Origin of the sequence: Gordonia malaquae, assembly GCF_037148075.1 — a bacterium.
Taxonomy (GTDB): Bacteria; Actinomycetota; Actinomycetes; order Mycobacteriales; family Mycobacteriaceae; genus Gordonia; species Gordonia malaquae.
The window spans coordinates 264441-286716 of record NZ_JBBCUB010000005.1 but is presented as its reverse complement, the minus strand read 5'-3'; the positions used below and the strand labels follow the sequence as shown (position 1 = coordinate 286716).

At 66.4% G+C, this 22276-nt stretch carries 20 protein-coding genes and 1 tRNA gene; 13 read left to right on the top strand and 8 right to left on the bottom strand.

Annotation, left to right across the window (positions count from 1 at the left end):
* Positions 1-18: 18 nt before the first annotated feature.
* The 5 genes from WFK36_RS18250 to WFK36_RS18230 form a co-directional block, all read right to left on the bottom strand.
* Entirely contained in the window at positions 19-888 is an 870-nt protein-coding gene (locus WFK36_RS18250; RefSeq protein WP_336793378.1) for a DUF1266 domain-containing protein, read from the bottom strand.
* A gap of 31 nt (positions 889-919) precedes the next feature.
* Positions 920-1717: a DUF1266 domain-containing protein gene (locus WFK36_RS18245; protein WP_336793377.1), complete on the bottom strand. Its 798-nt coding sequence runs from the start codon at positions 1715-1717 to the stop codon at positions 920-922.
* A complete protein-coding gene (locus tag WFK36_RS18240; protein WP_336793376.1) occupies positions 1714-2502 on the bottom strand; it encodes a DUF1266 domain-containing protein in 789 nt (262 codons plus the stop codon). The genes WFK36_RS18245 and WFK36_RS18240 overlap by 4 nt, the downstream gene beginning before the upstream one ends.
* 135 nt (positions 2503-2637) lie before the next feature.
* Positions 2638-2850 (bottom strand): toxin-antitoxin system HicB family antitoxin, encoded by a 213-nt coding sequence (locus WFK36_RS22785; RefSeq protein ID WP_353107979.1) that lies wholly within the window; start codon positions 2848-2850, stop codon positions 2638-2640.
* A 120-nt stretch (positions 2851-2970) separates the two neighbouring features.
* Positions 2971-3492: a nuclear transport factor 2 family protein gene (locus WFK36_RS18230; RefSeq protein ID WP_336793374.1), complete on the bottom strand. Its 522-nt coding sequence runs from the start codon at positions 3490-3492 to the stop codon at positions 2971-2973.
* Between the two features lie 326 nt (positions 3493-3818).
* Between WFK36_RS18230 and WFK36_RS18225 the strand changes: the two genes are divergently transcribed.
* The 9 genes from WFK36_RS18225 to WFK36_RS18185 all read left to right on the top strand — a co-directional run bounded on the left by WFK36_RS18225 (position 3819) and on the right by WFK36_RS18185 (position 12890).
* Positions 3819-5591 (top strand): serine/threonine-protein kinase, encoded by a 1773-nt coding sequence (locus tag WFK36_RS18225; protein WP_336793373.1) that lies wholly within the window; start codon positions 3819-3821, stop codon positions 5589-5591.
* Positions 5591-6406 carry a hypothetical protein gene (locus tag WFK36_RS18220; protein ID WP_336793372.1) on the top strand — a complete coding sequence of 272 codons (816 nt, stop codon included), beginning with the start codon at positions 5591-5593 and terminating at the stop codon, positions 6404-6406. Before WFK36_RS18225 ends, WFK36_RS18220 begins: the two co-directional genes overlap by 1 nt.
* Positions 6407-6462: 56 nt before the next feature.
* Positions 6463-6864 (top strand): hypothetical protein, encoded by a 402-nt coding sequence (locus WFK36_RS18215; protein WP_336793371.1) that lies wholly within the window; start codon positions 6463-6465, stop codon positions 6862-6864.
* Position 6865: 1 nt separating this feature from the next.
* On the top strand, positions 6866-7798 hold the full coding sequence (locus tag WFK36_RS18210; protein WP_336793370.1) for a hypothetical protein: 933 nt from the start codon (positions 6866-6868) through the stop codon (positions 7796-7798).
* 185 nt (positions 7799-7983) lie between these two features.
* A complete protein-coding gene (locus WFK36_RS18205; RefSeq protein ID WP_336793369.1) occupies positions 7984-9540 on the top strand; it encodes a hypothetical protein in 1557 nt (518 codons plus the stop codon).
* Positions 9541-9614: 74 nt separating this feature from the next.
* Positions 9615-9827 carry a hypothetical protein gene (locus tag WFK36_RS18200; RefSeq protein WP_336793368.1) on the top strand — a complete coding sequence of 71 codons (213 nt, stop codon included), beginning with the start codon at positions 9615-9617 and terminating at the stop codon, positions 9825-9827.
* 41 nt (positions 9828-9868) lie between these two features.
* Positions 9869-10816: an acyl-ACP desaturase gene (locus tag WFK36_RS18195; protein ID WP_040520616.1), complete on the top strand. Its 948-nt coding sequence runs from the start codon at positions 9869-9871 to the stop codon at positions 10814-10816.
* A gap of 123 nt (positions 10817-10939) precedes the next feature.
* Positions 10940-12397 carry a WS/DGAT/MGAT family O-acyltransferase gene (locus WFK36_RS18190; RefSeq protein ID WP_336793367.1) on the top strand — a complete coding sequence of 486 codons (1458 nt, stop codon included), beginning with the start codon at positions 10940-10942 and terminating at the stop codon, positions 12395-12397.
* A gap of 1 nt (position 12398) precedes the next feature.
* Positions 12399-12890 carry a DUF1877 family protein gene (locus tag WFK36_RS18185; RefSeq protein WP_336793366.1) on the top strand — a complete coding sequence of 164 codons (492 nt, stop codon included), beginning with the start codon at positions 12399-12401 and terminating at the stop codon, positions 12888-12890.
* Between the two features lie 416 nt (positions 12891-13306).
* On the opposite strand, the gene WFK36_RS18180 is transcribed toward WFK36_RS18185, so the two are convergent.
* Positions 13307-15331, bottom strand: a complete 2025-nt coding sequence (locus tag WFK36_RS18180; protein ID WP_336793365.1) for an NAD(+) synthase — start codon at positions 15329-15331, stop codon at positions 13307-13309.
* Positions 15332-15397: 66 nt separating this feature from the next.
* Between WFK36_RS18180 and WFK36_RS18175 the strand changes: the two genes are divergently transcribed.
* Complete coding sequence (locus tag WFK36_RS18175) at positions 15398-15940, top strand: copper resistance CopC family protein (protein ID WP_336793363.1); 543 nt, start codon at positions 15398-15400, stop codon at positions 15938-15940.
* 4 nt (positions 15941-15944) lie between these two features.
* A complete protein-coding gene (locus WFK36_RS18170) occupies positions 15945-16823 on the top strand; it encodes a CopD family protein (protein ID WP_336793362.1) in 879 nt (292 codons plus the stop codon).
* Between the two features lie 195 nt (positions 16824-17018).
* On the opposite strand, the gene WFK36_RS18165 is transcribed toward WFK36_RS18170, so the two are convergent.
* Complete coding sequence (locus WFK36_RS18165; protein ID WP_336793361.1) at positions 17019-17921, bottom strand: alpha/beta fold hydrolase; 903 nt, start codon at positions 17919-17921, stop codon at positions 17019-17021.
* 82 nt (positions 17922-18003) lie between these two features.
* On the opposite strand from WFK36_RS18165, the gene WFK36_RS18160 reads away from it, so the two are divergent.
* Positions 18004-18921: an alpha/beta fold hydrolase gene (locus WFK36_RS18160; protein WP_336793360.1), complete on the top strand. Its 918-nt coding sequence runs from the start codon at positions 18004-18006 to the stop codon at positions 18919-18921.
* Here WFK36_RS18160 and WFK36_RS18155 read toward each other — a convergent pair.
* Positions 18896-21958 carry an MMPL family transporter gene (locus WFK36_RS18155; RefSeq protein ID WP_336793359.1) on the bottom strand — a complete coding sequence of 1021 codons (3063 nt, stop codon included), beginning with the start codon at positions 21956-21958 and terminating at the stop codon, positions 18896-18898. The genes WFK36_RS18160 and WFK36_RS18155 overlap by 26 nt on opposite strands.
* Before the next feature lie 227 nt (positions 21959-22185).
* Here WFK36_RS18155 and WFK36_RS18150 point away from each other — a divergent pair.
* Positions 22186-22258 (top strand) — tRNA-Lys (locus WFK36_RS18150).
* The last annotated feature ends 18 nt before the right edge of the window (positions 22259-22276 follow it).

Genomic DNA, 22276 nt, shown 5'->3' with positions numbered 1-22276 from the left:
CCGGCGCGTAGTCCACAGTCAGTCGTTGCCAAGGACAGGTTCGGTCGGGAACGGGAGGTGGTTCCACGGAGAGTTTCGCGAGTCGAGATAGGGGCGGACCCACTCGATGGCGTCGACGACTTCTCGGCCGTACGTGTCGGGATAGGTGACCATCCGCCCTGCCGTGACGCTCAACGCGTACGACCGCCACGACGAGTGATTGGCAAGTACGCTGTCGCGTGCGGCGAGCGCAACGTTCCGAACGACATGCGGCCCGCCCCAGCCGAAGGCGACGCCCCATCGGGCGACGTTGCAGACGCGGACGAGGTCGTAGCCGCTGAGCGCTTCGACTTCCTCGTCGGCAGCGAGCAGTCGCGCTGCACGCAGCTGCTGCTCCGCCACGCGGATGGGGCCGATCGCCTCGATCAGCGCGTCGGCGTAACCGTCCGGGGCCTCCAGTCGGTCGGCTTCGGCGGTGAGTTCGTGCGCCCACGTGTTGTCGTCGAGCGTGTGGACGTCGCGCCGTCGTTTCGCCGCGGTGCGGATGTCAGCCGCGTGATAAGCGATGCTGTCGCCGTACTGTCCTGCGACGAGGCGGTTCAGCACGGTGAACCAGTACTCCTCGTCCTCGATGCCCCAGACCTGAGTCAGGGTCTGCTCCACCTCGCCTGCCGCGGCGAAGTTCCCGAGGTCGGTCAACGAGTTCCATTTGACGTTCTGTGGCGACGCCATCGGTCCGGAGAGAGACAGGCCTTGTGCGACAGGGCCGTACAGGGTTCCTTGCGGATCCACCGGGATGTCGGCAGTGGTGTAGTCGCGGTTCACGGCGGTGGCGATGCGCTCGGGGTTGTCGCGGGATCCCCAGACGAGCGGGTCGGCGTCGTCGCGGCGGCGATTGAACAGTGCCAAGGGTGGTCCTTTCAGCGAGCCGACGAGGCGGTCACAGTGCGAAGTCGAGGTCGGTCGGGAACGTCAGGTTCCGCCACGGGCTGTCGGCCGCGACCAACAGTGTCGCGACGGGCGGCAGACAGGTGGTGATCGCCGCGGTGTGGTCATCGGCCTCGAGTGCGAACCCGGCGATCGTCGACGCCGCGTACTCGTTCCAGTCGACGAAGTGGCGGCCCGCGAGGTCGCGAACCGCGAGGAGGGCTTGACGTACGGCCTGGTAGTCGCCGTAGCCGGAGCTTGAACCCCACCGGGCGACCGACACCGCCCACGACAGGCGGTGGCCTGCGACGGAGCGGATCTTGATTCCGGGTTCGAGCAGGCCTGCGCTGGTGAACATCGTCTCGATGTCGTCGACCGCGGTGATGATCCGGTCGACGGCGTCGTGTGCGTCGTCGGTCTGGTCGGTGTCGTGCAGCCACTCGTGCATCTCGGCGCGCCACCGGCCGGTGGTCGGAGTCTCGCCGGTCCGCATCAGATCCGCGCGGAATCCGAGGACGGAATCGATGTCGTTGCCGCTCGGATTGAGCGCTTCGCCGAGTGCCGCCGTCCAGTCGTCTGCGCTGTTGATGCCGTGCTCGGCGAGGAACACTCGTGCGCTGTAGGTCGACACATCGGCGACATCGAGGGAGTTCCACGGCTGGCGCTCGTCCACGCGGACCACCGCGCCGAGAGCCAGCGCCTGGGCGAGGTCGTCGTACAGGGGACCTGTCGGGTCGACGGTGATGGTCGATGTCGCGTGGGCGCGCAGTACCGCCGGGACATCGGGCAATGGCGTGTGTCTCGGGATCACGGTGCTGAACGTCCGGGGAACCCGATGTTGGTCCACGGGCTCATCGGGCTGGAGAGCAACGTGCGCACGGTGCCGGCGGCGTCGATGTAGTGCGCGTCGGTCGGGTATCCGCCGTACAGGACCGACGACGCCGCGACGTACGCCGCGCCGAACTGCGCCCACGTCTGGAACGCGTCGACGTTCGACGCGTTGTGCCCGAGCGCGTCGAGCATCTGCTCGGCCGTGGTCGGATTCGCGTAACCCAGCCGGGCGCCCGCGTAGACGAGGTAGGAGGCGTTGGCGAGATCGTGGGCGAACATCGTGACGATCCGTTCGCCTGGTGGGAGCAGCCCGTCTGTTGCCAGCTGTTGTTCTACGTGAAACGACTTCACTGCCTGACGGACGACGAGGTCGGTCTGCTCGTCGGTCCACGACGACTGCTCCCCGTGCGCGTAGACGGCGGCGACCCATCCGTCGAGATCGAGGTAGGCGGCGCCGGTTCCTTCGAGCAGCTCGTCGCGGATGTCGAGGGCCAACTCGCCGGGCGTTGCCCGGATGTGTTCGCCGCGGATCAACGAGTCGGTCACATGAAGCCAGGAGTCGGCGCTGGTGATCTGCCACCGGCGCGAGATGTGGAGCTTCTCCTCCACGGTCACGTCGATCCCGCCTCCGGGGCGTTCGGGGCTGTTCCAGTGCAAACGGAGGCCGGAGGTGATCGGCGCGCTCATTGCGAGCACCGACGCCCGCGGGCCGTGGGTCGGACCGTTCGACGAGGTGAGGATCGGCGGATCGAATCCGGAAGTCATGTGCAGCTCCTGGGTGGCGATCGCCCGAGGCGGTCCGCGAAGTGGTGAGAATCAGCCCGTGGAACGTAACACTTGTCCGAATCGGAGGTCGATCGGATGATCTACGACGAGCGGGCGGACAGTGATCCGGGGTTGTCAGGCGTCCAGGAGTTCGTTGGCAACTGCATTCAGCGAACGTCCGGTGCGCGCGGCGATCTCGGCGAGGCGCCGGTGGACGCGAGGTGTGGTGCGGACGAGGAATTTGCCTGAATGCCCGATAGGCCTCCGAAATTCAGTACTGTGATCGGAGGCGGAGGGAAGATTGCCCTCGAATGCCCGTGATGCGACTGACTTTGGTGGAGCCCGCACCCTATGACCACGACGCGGCAGAATAGCTGCGCGGATACGTTTCGTACGCCATTTTCATGTGATCCTTGCGGCGCAACGCCCAGCACGTCGGTAGATATGCGTCGTCGCCGGACGACGCCCTCAGCGGGCGGACCGCGGCGCGAACATCTTGCCGAAGTTCTCCATCCACTGTTTTGCCGGTTCGTCGAGGGTTCCGAGTTCAGCTGCGCGTTGACACCACTGGTAGGTCATCTGCCCGAACTTCATCGGGTTGTAGATGTCCTCTTCGCGGCTCCACAGGCCGTCTCCCGCGTAGGTCAGGATCGTCATGTTGGTCGCGGTGAAGACGGATCCGTCGCCGGGGTCGCGCATCGGATTGTCGATCTCGCAGATCACGCGGCCGGTCTCGGGGTCGGAGACGTGCCAGAGCGACGGGTACTCGGCCATGTGGCTCCCGGGGAACGCGAACATGGTCTTCTTGACCCATGTGCGGATCGCCTCGCGGCCCTTCATCGTGCCGTACGCGTGCTCGATGTAGTCGGCGTCCTCGGTGAACTGATCGGCCCATACGTCCCAGTCGTCGCTGATCGCGACCTCGGCGGTGGTCTTCTGGAACTGGGCGAACGCAGCGTCGAGCTCGTCGGCGGTGAAGCGGGGAGTCATGACTGCCGATCGTAGGTGGGCGAGCGCGAAGAATGAAGGGGTTCAGGCGGTTTCGTCTCGCGATTCCCGCGATTGCGCTGGATGCGTCTGCTCCCGGATCACGCGGTCACGAAGTGCCCGGTCACCAGCCCGGCCGTTTGCCGCTGCCAGTCAACCGAAACTCACTACATGACATAGACCGCCACTGATAAAAACGTATGTTCGATCCATGGGGTGCAAAGGGGGTTTGAGTTAGCCAGACAGGCTGGCGATCAGCAGTAGGCGAGAGTCGTTCGGTCAGTTGTGTGGACACGGTCGAATTGAGAAGACCCGGTAGCATGCGGCGCATGTTCGAAGTCGGGGAAGAGATCGCGGGGTACCGGGTCGAATCGGTGCTCGGAGCCGGCGGCATGGGCGAGGTGTACCGGGTTCGGCACCCGCGTCTGCCGCGCAGTGACGCGCTGAAGGTCCTGCGCTCCGCACACGCGGACAGCCCCGTCGTGCGGGCGCGGTTCGAGCGGGAAGCCGACCTCGTCGCGCCGTTGACACACCCCAATCTGGTGCGCGTCTACGACCGCGGTGTACTGAACGATCTGCTGTGGATCGCGATGGAGATGGTGCCGGGCACCGACGCGTCGCGGATCATCAAACAGTCACCGGGCGGGCTCGACGCCCGGTTGGTCGCCAATATCGTCGACGGCGTCGCCGCGGCGCTCGACGTCGCTCACCGCAACGGAATCCTGCACCGTGACGTGAAGCCGGCGAACATCCTCATCACTCCCGGCCCGGACCCGATCTTCCCCGAGGCCATCAAGGTGACCGACTTCGGCATCGCGCAGGCGATCGGCGACGCCGAAGGCAACCTCACCGGAACCGGGACCACTGTCGGCACGATGCGCTATTGCTCGCCGGAGCAGATCGACGGTCGCGCGGTGGACGGCCGCGCCGACCTCTACTCACTCGCTGCAACAGCGTTCGAGCTGCTCACCGGCAGCTCTCCCTACGATTCGCAAAGCTTGCAGGGCTTGATGACGGCGCACATGTTCGCGGAGCCGCCGCGGGCCAGCGAACGAAACCGGTCGTTGCCGCCGGCCGTCGACTCAGTCCTGGCCGCTGGACTCGCGAAGGACCCGAGTCAGCGTCCCCCGACGTGTGGGGCGTTTGCTCACGCACTGCGAATCGCACTGTTCGAGGGCCGAGCCGTGGTGGTTCCGCCGTCGTTCGCGAACACCCCGGGCGCGCCGGTCCGCCAGGGGAATCCGGCCGCGTTCGCTCCGAACTTCGCACAGACGGGCGCTTTCCAGAGCCCGCAGCCGACCTCACCGGTGAAGTGGTACCGACGGACTCCCGTCCTGGCGACGGCGGCGATCGCTGTCGCGGCGGCCGTCGGCATCGGTGCCGGATTCCTGTGGACGTCCGGTACGGCGCTCGCCGCACCTTCCGGTTTTACTGCGGCATCGTCGACAAAGGGTGTGGAACTGTCGTGGAACAGAGTGGACGGCGCTGACAGCTACTTGATCAAGGAAGACGACACGGTGATCAAGAAGGTCACAGACACGTCGTTCACCATCGGCTCGCCGTTCCCAGGACGGCACACATACTCGGTCGCAGCCCGAAGCACCACCAAACAAGGCTCGGGCTTCTCGTCGTCCGATCCGGTCGAGGTGATCTTGACCTGGGGCGCGATGCGAGAGGTCGCGTCGATGTACCCCGACCTCGTTCCTTCGACGCCGGTGAGTACAAACGCTTTCGAGTCGCTTCGGTGCCGCGGGTCGGGGCCGCATCTGTCCGACGACTACCCGAACCAGGCGATAACGTGCCAGAAGAAGGACGGCGACACCGTCGTCTACCAGGTGTTCATCGTCGGACTCGGTGACGACACGAACGCGCGGTACGCCGCAGGCAGGGAGCTGCCGTTCACCGCGAAAGATGAATCGGTGACATCGGCGCAAGGCAGCAAGGGCTATGTGACGACCGGTTCGCAGGACGGCGCCGCTCGATCAGTCTGGACGTTCTCCAAAGAGGACGACCCGCGGAGCAGGACGTTCGTCGAGGTGGAGTTCCCCAACCCGAAGGACACTGCGAAGGCTCGCGAACTGCTCGGAAGGCTGCCGTTCTGATGGATGCTCACAACTCTGGGAGCGCGCAGGCTCAGCCGAGTAACCGACGAATCCACCTGGTCATCGCGGTGGCTGCGGTTGCAGTGCTGGTTGCATGTCTTTTGATCGTCCGGTTCTCGGCCGGTGGTGGCGGACCGGTCGACTCGCCGTCAGGCCTGAGCGCGTCGGGTGACGGCGCCGTGGCGAAGATCGCCTGGACTGGAGTCAGCGGCGCAGACTCGTACCAGGTGATCCGTGACGAGACCACAGTCGTGTACTCGGGGTCGGACACTTCGTTCGTCGACAAGACCGCCACCGAAGGCAAGCACACGTACACCGTGGTCGCCGTGGCAGACGACGTGGTGTCGGCTCCGAGCGCGTCGAGTGACGCTACGGTCGGCCCCAGCTGGGGCGAATACTCACCGCTGGTGGCACTTCTGCCCAAGGTCTTGCCGCAGACGCCTGATGCGACCGGGTGGAACGAAGTGCAGTGCGGATGGCTCCTGTCCGCGTTCGACGGCGAAGTCGGCCCGACCGAACTCGGCAGCGGAAAGATCTTCGGGCGAGCCCGTATGTCGTGTCATAGTTCGGCCGTTGCACTTGCGGTGGCCTGGCTCGATTCCAAAGACGCAACTGATTCGGTGTTCAGTGCAGCTTCTGCAAAACCCGGTGCGCAAGCGATCCGCTGGCGATTCGGCACAGGCTACTTCGACGTCGCGAATCATGCTGTCTACCTGCGTCCGGACAATCTTGAGAACATCTGGATAGGGATCGGCACGACCACCGGGACCAAAGATCAACTTCTGGCTTTCGCCAACGATCTTCCCTTGGAATGACGATCTCCACTCGTACGATTCGGCTCGACATCGATGACGCGACCAAGGAGTCACGGATGCAATTCAAGAAGTTCGCGGCAGCGGTGGCGGCCGTCGGTGCGTTGACGTTTCTCACCGGCTGCGGCGACGACACAGCCGCTGAGGCGCCCCAGACGACGGCGGCGACTGTGCCCGACGGTTTCCCGAAGGACGTACCCGTGGTCGGGACGATGTTCACCCCCTACGACTCGCAGGTCGAGGACGCCGTCGGCATGGAAGTGGTCGGGGCGACTGCGACGTCGTTCGACGACGCCGTCACGAAGCTCCGCGCAGCGAAGTACGAGGAGGTCCTGTCTCCGGGCCCTGCGAAGGAGCAGCGGGATGCGACCTTCGCGAACGCGAAGTACACCGTCGCAGTATCGGGTGTGGAGTCCGCAGGTCGGTTCCGGCTGACCTACAGCGTTATCGTCGCGGGCTGACGTGGGCATCTTCCGTCGCCGGCGGAGCGGACCGTCCGCGCCGCAGCCGTCCGACCGGCCCGACCAGGTGTTCGGTCGGTTGTCGGTCGACGACGTCGCTTGGATTCGGGGCCTTGCTCAGCGGACACTCGGCGAGAACGGGGTGGAGGCGACCGTCGACGAGGCGGGCGCCGATCTCATCGGGTCCGACGGCATGCGCTTCGCGCTCGACAATGTGATGACGACGTGCGCGAGCGTGCCGCGGTCGGACTGGCCGCAGATCGTCACCCACCACTTCGCTGCGATGGCCCGGACGACGGGCGCACCGAGTGTGCGTGACCTCGGCCGGGACGAACTCTTCCAGCGTGTCCGGACCAGACTCCTGCCCGTCGACGCCCTGCACATGAACGGCCTCGACCTCGCGACGCACTCGCGTCCCGTCGCCGCCGACCTCGCCGCGGTCTTGTGCGTCGACTTCCCGGAGACGGTCAGCTACTTCGACAGCACCGTCGCCGAAGGGCTGCCGATCGACGAACTGTTCCGAGCAGGTCAGATCAACACCGATGCCGAACCGATCGAGGAGATCGGGACCTCGGACGACGGTGTCCTCACCTTCGTGGCCGGATCCGTCTACACGGCGTCGAAGACTCTCTCGATGGCGAACCTCGTCGATCGGGTGTTCGGCCGCGACATGCCGCACGGCGTCGTGTTCGCCGTCCCGGATCGGAACTGTGTGCTGCTGCATCCCGTGGAGTCCATCGACGTGCTCGGTGCGATCTCTCATCTTGCCGGCACCGCCGAACGGATCTTCACCGACGCCGCGTGGTCGGTGTCGCCGAACGTCTACCACTGGTATCGAGACACGATCACCAGAATCTCGACAGTCGACGACGACCGTCTCACCATCGTGCCGACCGACGAGCTCGTCGAGATTCTCGGGCGGCTCGCGGGCTGACAGACTGCCCGTTTAACATTCCCCGAACCGGCGGGTATCGCGCCCAATTGCGGCCGAATCGGTGAATTCGGGGAATGTTGGACGGCGCGGCGCGTCCGCCACGTAAACGACCGGAATGACGTTTCTGGGTCGAAACGTGAGACAGTCGACGTCAACTCAGTCGTTGTAGTGGGGAGAACTGCGTCGTGCGGAAAAAACTGATCATCGCTGGTGGGGCGGCGGCCGCAGTCGCCGTCCTGCTCGGAGTCACGTTGTCCGGCGTTCTGGCGCCGTCCATGGACGGGACGCCCGCACCGAACGAGGCCATGCGTGCCCTGCAGGGTGTCAACGCGGCGTCGTTGTCACTCGCGGAGGCGCCCGGCGCCACGTACGACGGCACGATAACGCTCGGCACCGGGTCGAAGTCGACGATCGACATCACGAAGATGACCGTGACGGCGACGGGCGACCTCCGCGGAAAGGTCCGGCAGGGCGGCGGCTCCGCCGAAGTCCTGCAGATCGGAAACCTGACTCTCGTCAAGGGCGACTCCGCCTTCTGGACGGCCCGGCCCGGCCCGCGGCAGCCCGCAGGCGTGCTGACCGAGAAGTCGCTGTCCGACAAGTGGGTGACCATCGGTTCGAAGTTCCTCGACGTCGACCTCGGGGTCGCACTGCTTCCGTCCCGACTCGGCTTGCTCCTCGGCCAGCAGGACGCGATCCTCGGCGACGCTGAGGTGACCGGGACCAACGTCGGGCGTCTCACCGAGACACCCGACCGCCGAGTCGCGTCGGGAACCGACCGCCCGAACATCACCGAGGTGGAGGTCGAGGACGCAGACGGCGGCGTCGCCGGCACGCGTAGGTTCACCGCCTCGTCGATGAGCATCGGCGTCGACGACACCGGAGCGCTCGCCGGACTCCGCGGCCCGATCGGGCCGCGCGTCGAGGCCGATCTGCGCGTCACACCCGCCACGTCGGTCGCAGTCAAGGACTTCTACTCGTCGGCGAAGTCCGCCGTCGCCGAGGGGCGGATCGGGTCGTCGACGATGACGATCGGCGACCCGACAGGCAGCCTCGACTGCAACGGCCCGACCTGCTCCATCAACTACGACCTGACCAATGCGAACTCCGGTCTCGTCGGCGGAACGGTCACAATCGGGTTGACCACGGATTTCAAGGCCGTCGATCGCAAGGTCGGATCGTGCAGCGGGAGCGGAACGATGCCGATCAACGGCCGCGGCCACGTCGCCTGCACCATCCGATACACGCAGACCTCCGACATGACGTCGCAGTCGCGGTTCACCGTCACAGTGAACGGCACCGTCGACCCCGTCGCCATCGACGCCGCGGCCACCACCGGCAACCGCATCGCCGAGGCCGCCAATGGCTGGGAGATGACCGCACCGAAGGTGAGTGAACCCGCCCGCCGGTACAACCGGCAGATCACACACGCCCCGTCGAGCTACACACTGAAGGTCGGCGGATTCAACTTCGACGGTCGCGCGAGAGACGGCACGCTGCTCCTCTCCTACGGTGTCGGGTACGACGGGCACCTCCTTCCCGATGGCGCGATCGACCCGGCGTGGCAGGGCACCGAACAGGTCCTGTCCCAGGCCCGCGACGCCCTCGCCGCGGCAGGCGACACCCAGGTGCGTCTGGTTTTCGCCGAACAACGCGCCGCAGACGCGGTGAACAGAATGCTCATCGCGAACAAGCTCGAGCGTGTCCAGGTGGTCTTCGTCCCACTCAACGCGGAGGCTTAGGGCGGAGCGATGGCTGGCCGCACTCTGCGGTATGCGTCCAACGTGACGACGCGTCGATCGCCGTCATAGCAGTGGTGATCCTCCCGATCGGTGTGTCCAAACGGATCGTGATGGGGTTGGTGGTCGTTCCGGTCGCCTTCGTCTGGATCTGGTTGATCTACCCGGCCGTGGCGGCGATTCCTGGCATCGCAGTCTGCATGGTCACCGTTGCTGTGAGCCGTCGGCGTGCGCGCCGCGACACGGCCGACGCGCAGGTGGAAGTTGCGTACACCACGAACCTCCCATAGTGTGCGGCCTGTCACATTGCCAACCGACGGAGGCCGTTCTCGTGTCTGACCTGACTCAACTCCAACTTCTCAAAGAGCTGGAGCCCGTCGCCGAGAACGAGCTGAACCGGCACCTGTCGTTGGCGCGCGAATGGCATCCGCACGACTACGTCCCGTGGGACCAGGCCCGCAACTTCGCGGCGATGGGAGGCGAGGACTGGGAGCCCGAGCAGTCGCAGCTCAGCGAAGTCGCCAAGGCGGCGATGACGTTGAACCTCCTCACCGAGGACAACCTGCCGTCGTACCACCGTGAGATCACCGACTACTTCTCGCCCGACGGCGCCTGGGGCACCTGGGTGGGACGCTGGACCGCTGAAGAGAACCGCCACGGCATCGTCATGCGCGACTACCTCGTCGTCACGCGCGGAGTCGACCCCGTCGCGCTTGAGCGCGACCGCATGACCAACATGACCAAGGGCGCCCACTCCGACGACCTCAGTGGACTGCTCAAGGGCGTCGCATACGTGACCGTTCAGGAGCTCGGAACGCGTGTCAGCCATCGCAACACCGGCAAGGCGTGCAACGATCCGGTCGCCGACCGTATGCTGCAGCGCATCGCGGCCGACGAGAACCTGCACATGATCTTCTACCGCAACATCTGTGCCGCAGCGCTCGAACTCGCACCCGATCAGGCCATGGAGGCGATCACCAGCGTCCTGGTGAACTTCGACATGCCCGGAATCGGCATGCCGAACTTCCGCAAGATGAGCCTCATCATGGCCAAGCACGGAATCTACGACATCCGCCAGCATCTCGACGACGTCGTATGGCCCGTCATGCGCAAGTGGAACATCTTCGAGCGCAACGACTTCGGGGCTCGCGGCGAAAAGGCTCGCGAAGAACTCGCGGCGTTCCTCGAGCAGACCGAACTCGACGCCAAGCGCTTCGAGGAGCAGCGTGAACGGTTCCTCGCACGCGAAGCCGCTCGGCGGGAGAAGGCGTCCGTTTAGGACGTGTCGAATGTCGCCATGTGCTGATGGCATCGTGACGGCTGTCCGGCGCTACTGTGGGAAAGCACAGAAACTGAAACCTGTTCCCTGTGCTTGTAGCAAGATGCGACGTTAGGGGTCCACATGGAGCGGTTGAGCGGTCTGGATGCGTCATTCCTGTACCTGGAGACCCCGTCTCAGGTGATGAACGTCGCCGCTATCCTGCAGCTCGATCCGTCGACTGTGGTCGGCGGCTATTCGTTCGACAAGATGCGCAACGAGATGGCTCGCCGCGTCACCGCGATGCCGTCGCTGCGTCGCAAGCTCGCCGATTCCCTGACGAACGTCGACCATCCGGTGTGGATCGAAGACGACGACTTCCGGATCGAACGGCACGTCCACCGGATCGCCGTCCCGTCTCCCGGCCGCGTGCAGGAACTCGCGCAGATGTGTGGGCACCTCATCGGGCAGGTCCTCGACCGCAAGAAGCCGCTGTGGGACCTGTGGGTGCTGGAAGGCATGGAGGACGGCAAGATCGCGGTCATGCTCCGGATGCATCATGCGGGTGTGGACGGCGCGACGGTCGCCGACATCCTCGGTGAACTCGCGACCCTCACCCCGGAGCCGCCGGAGCTCGACGTCGAGAAGATGGCGCGCACAGCCGGCCCGGCATCACGTCGTGACATGGCCGTCGGAGGCGCCGTCAACTACTTCCTGCAACGACCGGTCGCCGCGTTGAAGTTGATCCCGAAGACGATTCCGGTTCCGTTCGAGTGGATCCGCAAGGTCCGCTCCGGTGAGGGCATGCCTGCTCCGTTCCTGGCGCCGCGGACCAGGTTCAACGCGCCGCTGTCGCCGCGCCGTTCCATCGCGCTCACGCAGCTTCCGCTCGACGACGTCAAGAAGGTCAAGGACCACTTCGGCGTCAAGATGAACGACGTCGTCCTGGCGATGGCCGGCGGCGCGCTCCGCGAGTACCTGGCCGCGCACGACGAACTGCCCAGCGATCCGCTGGTCGGCATGGTGCCCGTCTCCGTTCGAGGAGCGGAGGAGAAGGACCTCGTCGAGACCGGAACCAACAAGGTCACGGGCATGTTCACGCGACTGCCGAGCGACGTCGAGGATCCGCTCGAACGACTCCGCGAAGCAGGCGTGTACGCGACCATAGCCAAGCAGCACCTTCAGGACATCGACGCCAACATCCTTCGCGGGTTCGCCGAGTTCGCGCCCGGGAACTCGATGGGCGCGCTGATGCGGCTCTACGGCGATCGGCGCCTGTCAGCGCTGCACCCGCCGGTGTTCACCGCGATCGTCTCCAACGTGGCCGGACCCGCGTTCGACATGTACATGCTCGGCGGGCGCGTCGAATCCGTGTACCCGCTGGCGCCGATCTTCCACGGTCTCGGTCTCAACATGACGGTGTTCTCGTCAGCAGGGAAGCTCAATGTGGGCTTGCTGACCTGCAGCGACATCGCTCCTGACATCTCGACGATGACTAAAGCGTTCCATGATCAGCTCGATCTCCTCCTCGCCGCCGTCGAGCGCGGTGAGCAACTGCCTGAGCCCGCGTCGGAGCCTGAGCCTGAGCCGACGGAGGGCTGACGTGGGACTGCTCGCTGTCTACCTCGGCGTTCCGCCCGACGCCGACGAGCGTCTCGGCGACCTCGATCCCGACGGAGTCGTCGACTTCGTCGAAGGGCTGCTCGAGGGTGGGGCGCCGTCGGTCGACGTCGACAAGGCGTGGGACGGCCTGCATTTCCTGCTCACCGGCACCTCTGCGTCCACTCCGATCGAAGACGACGCCCTCAGCGAAGCCGTCGTCGGCGTGTACGAGTTCGAGAGTGACGACTTTCTCGGACTCACCCCGACCGCTGATCTGCCTCGGGTGATCGCGGCTCTTGAGGCAGTCGACATCGACGCGCGGCTGTCGTCGGCCGACTTCAGCGCATTCCACGCCGCTGAGCTGTATCCGAACATCTGGACCGACGACCGTGCCGTCCTCGAATCGATGCTCCGCGCCGCATTCGGCGACCTTCTCGCCGTCCACCGCCTCTGCCTCGCCGACAGCCTCGACCTCCTGGTCTCGATCTACTGACCTTCCCTGTCGCCCCGTTGTGCCGCCCCGCGGACGTCTGCTGCACTGCTCGTTGAGCCGCCCGCGGACGTCTGCTCCGCTGCTCGTTGAGCCGTCTCCGAGGCGTTAGCCGAGGTGGCGTGTCGAAGCGTCGTGAGGTGTGCTGGGACGCAGTCGCATGTGAGCATCTGTTCTTCGTGCGCAAGGTTCCCCGAAATCCGGGTTTTGTGCTGTTTTGTGCGCGTTCTGCGTCAGTTCGGGGAACCTTACGCGCGGCGCGTGGTCGAAGCGGGTGTCACTGCCTGGTTTCAATGTGCTGGCTCGCTTCGACACGGACCTGCGCTATCGCTCCGGTCCGGCTCAACGAGCAGTGGGGTGGCCTCTTGCTCATTGCGCCGGGGAAGCGTGTCGAAGCGTCGTGAGTCGCGGCTGGACGACTACCGATCGCCGTGGAGCTCTCGGAGCCAGGCGGTGGCGGGAGCGTCGGAGGGGGAGCGCCAGTCGCCGCGGGGCGAGAGTGAGCCGCCCGACCCGATCTTCGGGCCGTTGGGCATCGCGGTGCGTTTGAACTGGTTCGACATGAACCGCTTCAGGAACACTTCGAGCCACTTGTCGATGATCTCGCCGGTGTACTCGTTGCGCTGATCGTCGGTCATCATGTCCGACCACGGGCCGCGGGTCTTGTCGCCCCACGCCTGCCTCGCGAGGTACGCGATCTTCGACGGCCGGTATCCGAAGCGGGTGAGGTGGTACAGGAAGAAGTCGTGCAACTCGTACGGGCCGACGGTGTCCTCTGTGCTCTGCACGTTGCCCGCGGCGTCGGCGGGGACGAGTTCCGGCGAGATGACGTCGTCGACGATCTCGCGGAGCGCCTCGATCGTGGCGTCCGCATATCCCGACGTGGCGATCTTCCACCGGATCAGGTGCCTGACCAGTGTCTTCGGCACCGATCCGTTGACGTTGTAGTGCGACATCTGGTCGCCGACACCGTAGGTGCACCAGCCGAGTGCGAGCTCCGACAGGTCGCCGGTGCCCAACACGATCCCGCCGAGATAGTTGGCGAGACGGAACAGGTGCGATGTGCGTTCGCCCGCCTGGACGTTCTCGAACGTGACGTCGTAGACGGGCTCGCCGTCGGCGAACGGGTGACCGAGGTCGGCGAGCATCTGGGTGCACGACGGCCGGATGTCGAGTTCGTTGCCCGTGACGCCGAGCGAATCCATCAGGACGTGGCTGCGGGCGAGCGTTGCGTCACCGGTGGCGAAGCCGGGCATCGTGTACGCGTGAATGTCCGTGCGCGGCAGCCCGAGCAGGTCGAACGCCTGCACGGCGACGAGCAGCGCGAGGGTCGAGTCGAGTCCACCGGAGACTCCGATGACGATCTTGGAGATGCCGGTCGCGCGGAGGCGGGCCACAAGTCCCTGGACCTGGATGTCCAACACTTCGCGGCACCGTTGGTCGCGGTCGGCGGCGCCGGTCGGCACGAAGGGGAACCGCAGGACGGTCCGCTTCAGATCGTCGACGCTGTACTCGGCGTCGATCTCGAAGGGGATCCGGCGGATCGCGCGGGCCTGGTCGGAGAAGTCGCCGACCTGGTCGCGCATGCTGATCAGCCGTGAACGTTCCTGGCGGATGCGGTCGAGGTCGATGTCGGCGACCACCAGCTGCGGGTCCATCGAGAACGTCTCCGAGCGTGCCAACAGCGTCCCGTTCTCGGCGATCAGCGCGTCGCCGTCCCAGGCGAGGTCGGTCGTCGACTCGCCGAAACCCGACGCGACGTACAGGTGCGCGGCGACGTTGCGCGCCGAGTGCGACGTCGCGAGCGCCCGGCGGTACTCCTCTTTGCCGACGGTCACCGGGCTGCCCGAGAGATTGACCAGCAGGGTCGCGCCGGCGAGCGTCGCCCACGTCGACGGCGGGATCGGCACCCACCCGTCCTCGCACACCTCGACGTGGAACCGCAGACCGGGGACGTCGACAGCCTCGAACACGAGGTCGGGCCCGAACGGCACCTCGTACTCGCCGAGCGTGATCGAGTCGACGACCGCGTCGCGGGCTGCGGCGAAGTATCGCTGCTCGTAGAACTCGCGGTAGTTCGGCAGGTACGACTTCGGCGCCACACCGAGGACCTCGCCGTCGTGGATCACGACCGCGCAGTTGTAGAGGCCGTCGTCGATGCGGAGGGGCGCTCCGACGAGAACCACCGAAGACACACGCCGCGTCGCGTCGACGACCGTCATCAGGGCGTCCATCACGTCGTCGAGCAGGGCGTCTTGCTGGACGAGGTCGTCGATGCTGTACCCGCACAGGCCGAGCTCCGGGAACGCGACCAGCGCCGCGCCCTCATGGTGCGCACGGTTGATCAGTTCGACGGTGCGCGCCGCGTTCTCCAGAGGATCGGCGAGAGCGACGGGTGGGACAGCGGCTGCGATACGGGCGAATCCGTGTGAGTAGACCGACACGCCTTCAAGGTTAGTGCCCGTGCGACGATGGACTCATTCCATCCGTCACCAGTCAGGGGTGTGTTCATGTTCGGTGTCGTCAAGCGGTCGGCCGTGGTGGCCGTCGTCATCGCCTTCGCGGCCCTGGTCGCGGGTGTTCTCGCGGGACCGGCCGCCGCCCACTCTGCGCTCACCGGATCGTCGCCGGAGAACGGCGCGTCGATCGCCACGGCGCCCAACAAGGTGACGCTCACGTTCAATGAGGACCTGCAGCCCGCGTTCGCCACCGTCAAGGTGGTCGGGCCCGACAACAACTTCTGGCAGACGAGCGAGCCGATCATCGAGGGCCGCACGGCGTCGGTGACGCTCAACGGTCTCGGCCCCGCAGGCGACTACGAGGTGAACTACCGAGTGACCTCGGCAGACGGGCACCCGGTGTCCGGGCAGACGACGTTCACCTTGACCACGGCGGGAACCGGAACGCCGGGCGCCGCGGTACCGGCCGACTACCAGGCGCCTGAATCCAGCGAGCACGGAATCAAGGCGTGGCCGATCATCCTCGGCGTTGTGGCCGCGGTGATCGTGATCGGCGGCGCGGTGGTGTTCACGCTGGTCAAGCGTCGTCGATGACTTCGTGACTCGCGCACGCGCAGCCGTCGTCGCGGCGTCGGTCGTCGCGGTGATCGTCGGTGTCGGGATCGCGGTCGGTCTCGCCGCTCCGGAGCCTTCCGTGTGGGCCGACGGCCTGGCGCTGTCGTCGGTGTGTCTGTTGCTCGGACTCGGCTTGCTCGGTTTCGTCGACGCGGAGCCGTCACCGAGCGTGATCGCCGCCGTCGCCACCGCGTGGGGCTCGACGTCGCTCGTGTCGGCGTGGCTGCAGGTGGCGCAGCGGGCGGGTGTCTCCGCGGTGGACGTCGGAGTCGGCGATTTCACTGTCAGTCTGGAGACGGGACTGCCAGTGGTGGTGAGTGTCGTCGGGGCTCTCGCAGTGTTGGCCTGGGCGTGGTGGACGCCGTCTGACGTGTACGTTGTCGGCGCGATCGCCGCGGTCGGGATTCTGTCGACGTCGGTGACCGGGCATGCCGGGCAGTCTGCGTGGATTCCCATCGCCGTCGGCGCCCACGCATTGGCTGCGGCCTGGTGGGTCGGGACTCTCGGCGCACTCGTGCTGACCGTTCGGGGACGCGGCGGATGGGCGCGGTCGCTCCCGGCGTTCTCCGATCGCGCACTGCCTGTGGTCGCAGTGCTGACTGCGACGGGACTGATCGCCGCGGTCGGGCGTATCGGGCTCGACGCCGACTGGTGGCAGGCGGGCTACGGACGTGTGTTGCTCGCGAAGATCGTGCTTCTCGCGGCTGTGGCCGCGGTGGCCCGGTGGCATCGGTCGGTGTGGGTGGCGAAAGCCCGACGCCACGGCGCGGACGAAATGTTGTCCATCCGGAACGCCGGTATCGAGATCGTTCTCCTCAGCGTAGTCCTCGGCCTCGCCGCCGCGCTGTCGGTCACGGGGTAGGTGGAGGGCCTTCGACTCGCTGCGCGGGTCCTTAGCGAGACGAAGGGCGATCAACGAGCAGAGAACGCGTGGAGCCCTACTGCTCGTTGAGCGAGCGAAGCGAGTCGAAGCGTCTGACGGTCATGCAGTCGTCGGCCTCGGCTGCGTGATGTTGGTGTGCCAGCGGAAGACCTTTCGCTGCGAGGTGCCGGGGCGTCAGGTCCAGGCGGCGAGGAGGGTGTCGAGGATCTCGATGGCGTGATCGAGGCCCGACAGGTGGCTCTGGCCGGGCATCGAGTGGAGTTCGGCGTTCGGCAGGAGCGCGACCATGTGAGCACCGTGCTCGTACGGGATGATGTTGTCGGCGTCGCCGTGCCACCAGTGGATGCTGGCCTGCACGTCGCCGATCCGGAATCCCCAGTCGCGGACGAACAGCTTGAGGTCGGCGAACGGCGCCTCCATGCGACGGCTGCCGCCGTGCAGGAGGTCGTCGAGGAACATCGCACGGAACTCCGGTCGCGACAGCAGTTCGCGGTCGGCTTCGGGGGAGAGCCGCCCGTAGATGCTGATCGCGGGGTCGGCGATCGGGCGTGCCACGCCGAGCGCCATGCTGAGCGCTTTGCCGATCGGTCGGCCCGCGACGTTGAGCAGTGGTACGGCGTACTTGGCGATGTCGACGGCGCCGCCTTCCACTGCGTCGGGGCCGTTCACGGGCGCGACACCGCCGATGATCGCGGTCGAGACGATGCGGTCGGACAGCACATGGGAGACGGCGAGCGAGTACGGTCCGCCGCCGGACAGTCCGATCACCGAGAACCGGTCGATGCCGAGAGTATTGAGGACCGTCTGGAAGTCCTGTGCGAACTCGGCGATGGAGTCGTACGAGTGGGCCGTCGACGATCCGACGCCTGGTCGGTCGAGGCCGATCAGGCGGAAGCCTCGGACCTCGGCGTATTCGCGGGCCTCGGAGGGGATCTGGCGTCGGGCGCCGGGCGTGCCGTGCAGCCACACGATCGCCGGACCGTCGGGGTTGCCGAACTCGGAGAAGCCGATGCGGCGGGTGCGGGTGTCGCCGACGGCGATCGAGCCTTCGAGCTTGGGGCGATCGATGGGAATCACGACGCGCAGTATGTCAGATAAACGGCCTGGACTGATACGGATTCACAGATTCGTCCAAGGCGTCGCGTGTAGTTTCGATCGCATGATCGAGTCATCAGTCGCGGGCCTCCGTCGTCGTCTCGCGGACGCCGTCGGCATCGCCCGGCGCGGAGTGGGGCACGCACTCCGGCCGTACCCGGTCGCTGACCTGCCCACCGGCCGCCGCATCGACCTTCCCGGCCGTGGGACCACCTACGTGACCGAGTCGGGTCCCGTCGACGCCCCCGTGGTGTTCCTTCTGCACTCGGTGAGCACAACCGGACTGCTGTGCTGGTATCCGGTGGTCCCGAAACTGGCCCGGGATTACCGCGTCATCACGGTCGACCACCGCTGGCACGGTCGAGGCATCCGATCGTCCGATTTCACCCTCGCCGACTGCGCCGACGACGTCGTCGCGGTCGCCGACCAGTTGGGTGTCGACAGATTCATCGCGGCAGGCTTCTCGATGGGCGGCGGCATCGCACAGCTCGCGTGGCAACGTCACCCCGACCGGGTGTCCGGACTGGTCCTCTGCTCGACGGGGCCGTACTTCTCCAGCATCGATCCGCGACGGTTGGAAGCCGAACGTCGGATCGGGCGCTGGCTCCGACCGGTGGACAAGATCCTCCCCGCACCGTCGGACGCCCGCCTCGACAACTGGCAGGGGCACCCGCTGCTGTGGGCGTTGGCCCACGTCGTGTCGACGCCGCTGAGTCATCAGGGCGACTTCTCCGCGGCCATGGCCGAATTCGATGCGCGCCCTTGGCTTTCCGACATCGACGTCCCCGCCGCCGTCGTCGTGTCGACGCGCGACAAGATCGTCCAGCCCGACCGTCAGCAGCTGTTGGTCGACGGGATCCCCGGGGCGCGGCGGTTCGACGTCGACGGCGGGCACGCGTGCTGCGTGATCGGCGCCGAGTTGTTCATCCCCGAGTTCCTCAAGGCGGTCGACGCAGTCAGTCACGCTCACGTGACGGGGTGACCGAGGGCCACCACATCCGGTCGCCGAGGATCACCATGGTCGCCGGGACCAGCACGGACCGGACGATCACGATGTCCAGGAGCAATCCGAGCCCGACGGTGAATCCGATCTGCACCAGGTTCAGCGTGGTGCCGCTCATCAACGCGAACATGGTCAGCGCGAACACCACACCCGCGGTGGTGATGACGCCGCCGGTGCTGCCGAACCCGCGGATCATGCCCTGCATCATCCCGCGGCCCGTCGACTCCTCGCGGATCCGTGACGCGAACAGCATGCTGTAGTCGGCGCCGACGGCGATGAGCGCCATGAACGAGATCGGGGCGACGGACCAGTCCAGCGGGATTCCGATCACGTGCTGCCACACGAGTGTCGACACGCCGAGGACCGCGGCGAACGACAGGACAACAGTTGCGACCAGGATCAACGGTGCGACGATGCTGCGCAGCAGGACCGCCAGGACGATCGTGACCGCGAGGATCGCCACGAGACCGAATACCAGCATGTCGCGGGTCAGCTGGTCGTCCATGTCTGCCGACAGCGAGGCGAGACCGGTGCTCGTCACCTCCGCATTCGAGAGCCCGGTGCCCGCGAGGGCGGCGGCCGCGGTCGGTGCGATGTCGCGGCTGCGTTCAAGGGCCTCCGGCCCGTACGGGTTGATCGACCAGGTGACGACCATTCGCGCCGTGCGACCGTTCGGTGAGATCAGCAGTTTTGCACCTTCGACGAACCGTGGATTGGTCAGGGCCTCCGCAGGGAGATAGAAGCCGCGGCCCGGGCCGGCGGACGTCGCGGCACTCATGTCCGTCAGATAGTCGGTGGCGGTCCGCAGCCCGGCGTGGAGCTTGTCGGTCAGCGACGTGAGCCTCGCGGTGCCTTCGTTCACCTGGTGCAGCCCGTCGGCGAGTTGCGCCATGCCCGTGGACAGTTCGCCGACGCCCGACCGGAGTCGGACGAGGTCGGAGCGGACCTGGTCGGGAGTTCGACCGTCGAGCTGCCCGAGGAGTCCTTGCAGCCGGCCCAGCAGGTCTTTCAACGCGGAGACGGATCGGCCCGCGCGGGCGGACGCTTCCGCGGGAACGCCTGCCGCGCTGCGAAGAGCGGTCAGCGTAGTGCGGGCCCGACCGCCCGTCGCCGCGTTCAAACGGTCGAAGGCCACCCGCGCTGCCGCACAGGCCGGGTCTGCCGAGCACGATGCGGAGCTGCGTGACCGGAGCAGGGGACCGAACAGGTCGTCGAACTGGTCGAGCGCGGGCTGGACCGCGACTGCCGTCCGTCGGAGGTCGGCGAGGACCGGTCCGATGCCGTCGAGCCCCGCGCGGAGTTCCGTAGTGGCGCCGGCCAGGTCCGTGCGCGAGTCGGTCGCAGCGGCGACGAACCGCTCCGCGGAGTCGAGGGCGTCGAGGACGCCGGTGGCCATGCTGATCACCTGGTCGGTGCCGTCGACGAGCTCGGGCATGCGGGCGTTCGCGGAATCCGCGCCGTCGGTGAGCTGCTGCACGCCCGACGCGAGTCTGCGGAGGTCGGGGCGTGCGTCGCCGAGTTGTTTCGCGGCGTCCCCCAGCTGAGATCCGACCTGACCGGGGACATATCCGGCAGCCGACTCGGTGAGCGGTTTGCCGTCGGGACGCGTGATCGAGCGGACGGAGGCTACTTCGTCGAGGCGTGCGACGGCGTCTGCTGCCAGTTCGAGAGCCGCGAGGTCGGAGGTATTCCGCAGGTCGTGATCGGAACGGACGATCAGGTACTCGGGTGCGATCGCATTGTTCCCGAAGTGCTTGTAGACCTCGTCGTAGCCACGCGTGGAGTCGTTGGCGTAGACGAACATCGACGACTCGTCCCAGTTGCGCTGATGGGTGAACAGGATCGCTGAGCACGACACCAGGAAGACCAACGATGCTGCGGCGTACACGCCGGCACGTCGGACGATGCGTGTTCCTCGTCGCTGCCATCGCCGCTCCGACGCCGCGCCCGGTTCGGCGAGTCCACGTCGTCCCGCGAGCGAGAGCAAGGCCGGCGGCAGCGTCAGGGCGATCAGCAGTCCGACGATCACGGCGATGGCGGTCGGCGGCCCCGCTGTGCTGAACATGCCGATCTTGGTGAAGGCCATCGATGTGCATGCGACCGCGATCGTCAGCGCAGAGGCCACCAGGATCGGCCCGGTCCGGCCGCTCGCCGTCGCGACGGCGTCGCCGACGGGCAGTCCCGAGCGCCGCCCTTCGTGATAGGCGGAGAGAGTGAAGATCGCGTAGTCGGTGACGGCGCCGAGTACGAGCGCCGTCATGATCGCGATGGTGAAGTTCGAGACCGACAACAGGTCGTGTCCACCGAGGAACGAGATGATCGGTCGTGTCACGGCGAGGCCGACGCCGAGCGTGATCAGTGGGATTGCGGCGGTCGCGAAACGTCGGTAGACCGCGAACAGGATCAGGGTGATCAGCACGATCGAGACGCCGGTGATGATCAGGAGTGAGACGTCGATCGCGGAGAACAGGTCGGCGAGTGCCGCGGTCGGGCCGGTGTAGTCCACCTGCAGGGTCGACGGCGGTTCCGCGTCGTCGATCACCTGCCGAATCCCTTGCGCTGCATGGTGGGCGCGTGTCGAACCGACAGATCCCTCAGCGGCGACGAACAGCGTGATCGCCTTGCCGTCGGGACTGGCGGCGGCTTCCCTGGTGATCGGGTGCCCCGCGAAGTCGAGGAGGTAGGCGACGTCGTCGCTGTGCAGGAGACGCTCGACCAACCGGCCGTAATACTGCTCGTCCCGCTCGGAGAATCCGTTCTCGTCGACCATCACGATGCTGCTGACCGCGTTCGACTCGGGCGACCCGAAGTCGCGTGCCATCTGCTCGAGATGCTGGTTGGAGTGGAGTGACCGGGGCAGGAAGTCGGCGGACGTCTTCGACACCGTCGTCTCGAGCTGGGGGATCGACAGGTTGAGCACTGCGGCGAGCAGCACCCAGAAGCCGACGACGATCCATGCGCGGCGATGCGTGAATGCCCCGAGTCGGGTGAACGTGCGGCTTGGGCCGTGTGCCATCTGCTGTCCTCTGTTCCGTGGATTGCTGTGACCATAAGTCACAGCAGAACGATCGGTCTACGGTGAGCGCATCACTCGCGATCCTGAATGTGATCGGAGGCACTATTGGGGTCGATCGGTGTGGCTATATGCGTCCCGTCCGCGGTGTGGCAGGCGTTGCCAGGTGCGCACGCCTCGGGCTGCGGCGTGTGGGTTGGTTCGCGCCCTGTAGGGTGGACTCGCTGCATGCCCCTATAGCTCAGTTGGTAGAGCTACGGACTTTTAATCCGCAGGTCGTAGGTTCGAGCCCTACTGGGGGCACAGTGAAAGGCCAGGCCA

What these genes read in the sequence shown, in the direction of transcription:
- WFK36_RS18160 (WP_336793360.1), top strand. Translation starts at nt 18,004, where the DNA reads ATGATCGAGTCATCAGTCGCGGGCCTCCGTCGTCGTCTCGCGGACGCC.
- WFK36_RS18175 (WP_336793363.1), top strand. Translation starts at nt 15,398, where the DNA reads ATGTTCGGTGTCGTCAAGCGGTCGGCCGTGGTGGCCGTCGTCATCGCC.
- WFK36_RS18225 (WP_336793373.1), top strand. Translation starts at nt 3,819, where the DNA reads ATGTTCGAAGTCGGGGAAGAGATCGCGGGGTACCGGGTCGAATCGGTG.
- WFK36_RS18215 (WP_336793371.1), top strand. Translation starts at nt 6,463, where the DNA reads ATGCAATTCAAGAAGTTCGCGGCAGCGGTGGCGGCCGTCGGTGCGTTG.
- WFK36_RS18155 (WP_336793359.1), bottom strand. Translation starts at nt 21,958, where the DNA reads ATGGCACACGGCCCAAGCCGCACGTTCACCCGACTCGGGGCATTCACG.
- WFK36_RS18220 (WP_336793372.1), top strand. Translation starts at nt 5,591, where the DNA reads ATGGATGCTCACAACTCTGGGAGCGCGCAGGCTCAGCCGAGTAACCGA.
- WFK36_RS18230 (WP_336793374.1), bottom strand. Translation starts at nt 3,492, where the DNA reads ATGACTCCCCGCTTCACCGCCGACGAGCTCGACGCTGCGTTCGCCCAG.
- WFK36_RS18240 (WP_336793376.1), bottom strand. Translation starts at nt 2,502, where the DNA reads ATGACTTCCGGATTCGATCCGCCGATCCTCACCTCGTCGAACGGTCCG.
- WFK36_RS18190 (WP_336793367.1), top strand. Translation starts at nt 10,940, where the DNA reads ATGGAGCGGTTGAGCGGTCTGGATGCGTCATTCCTGTACCTGGAGACC.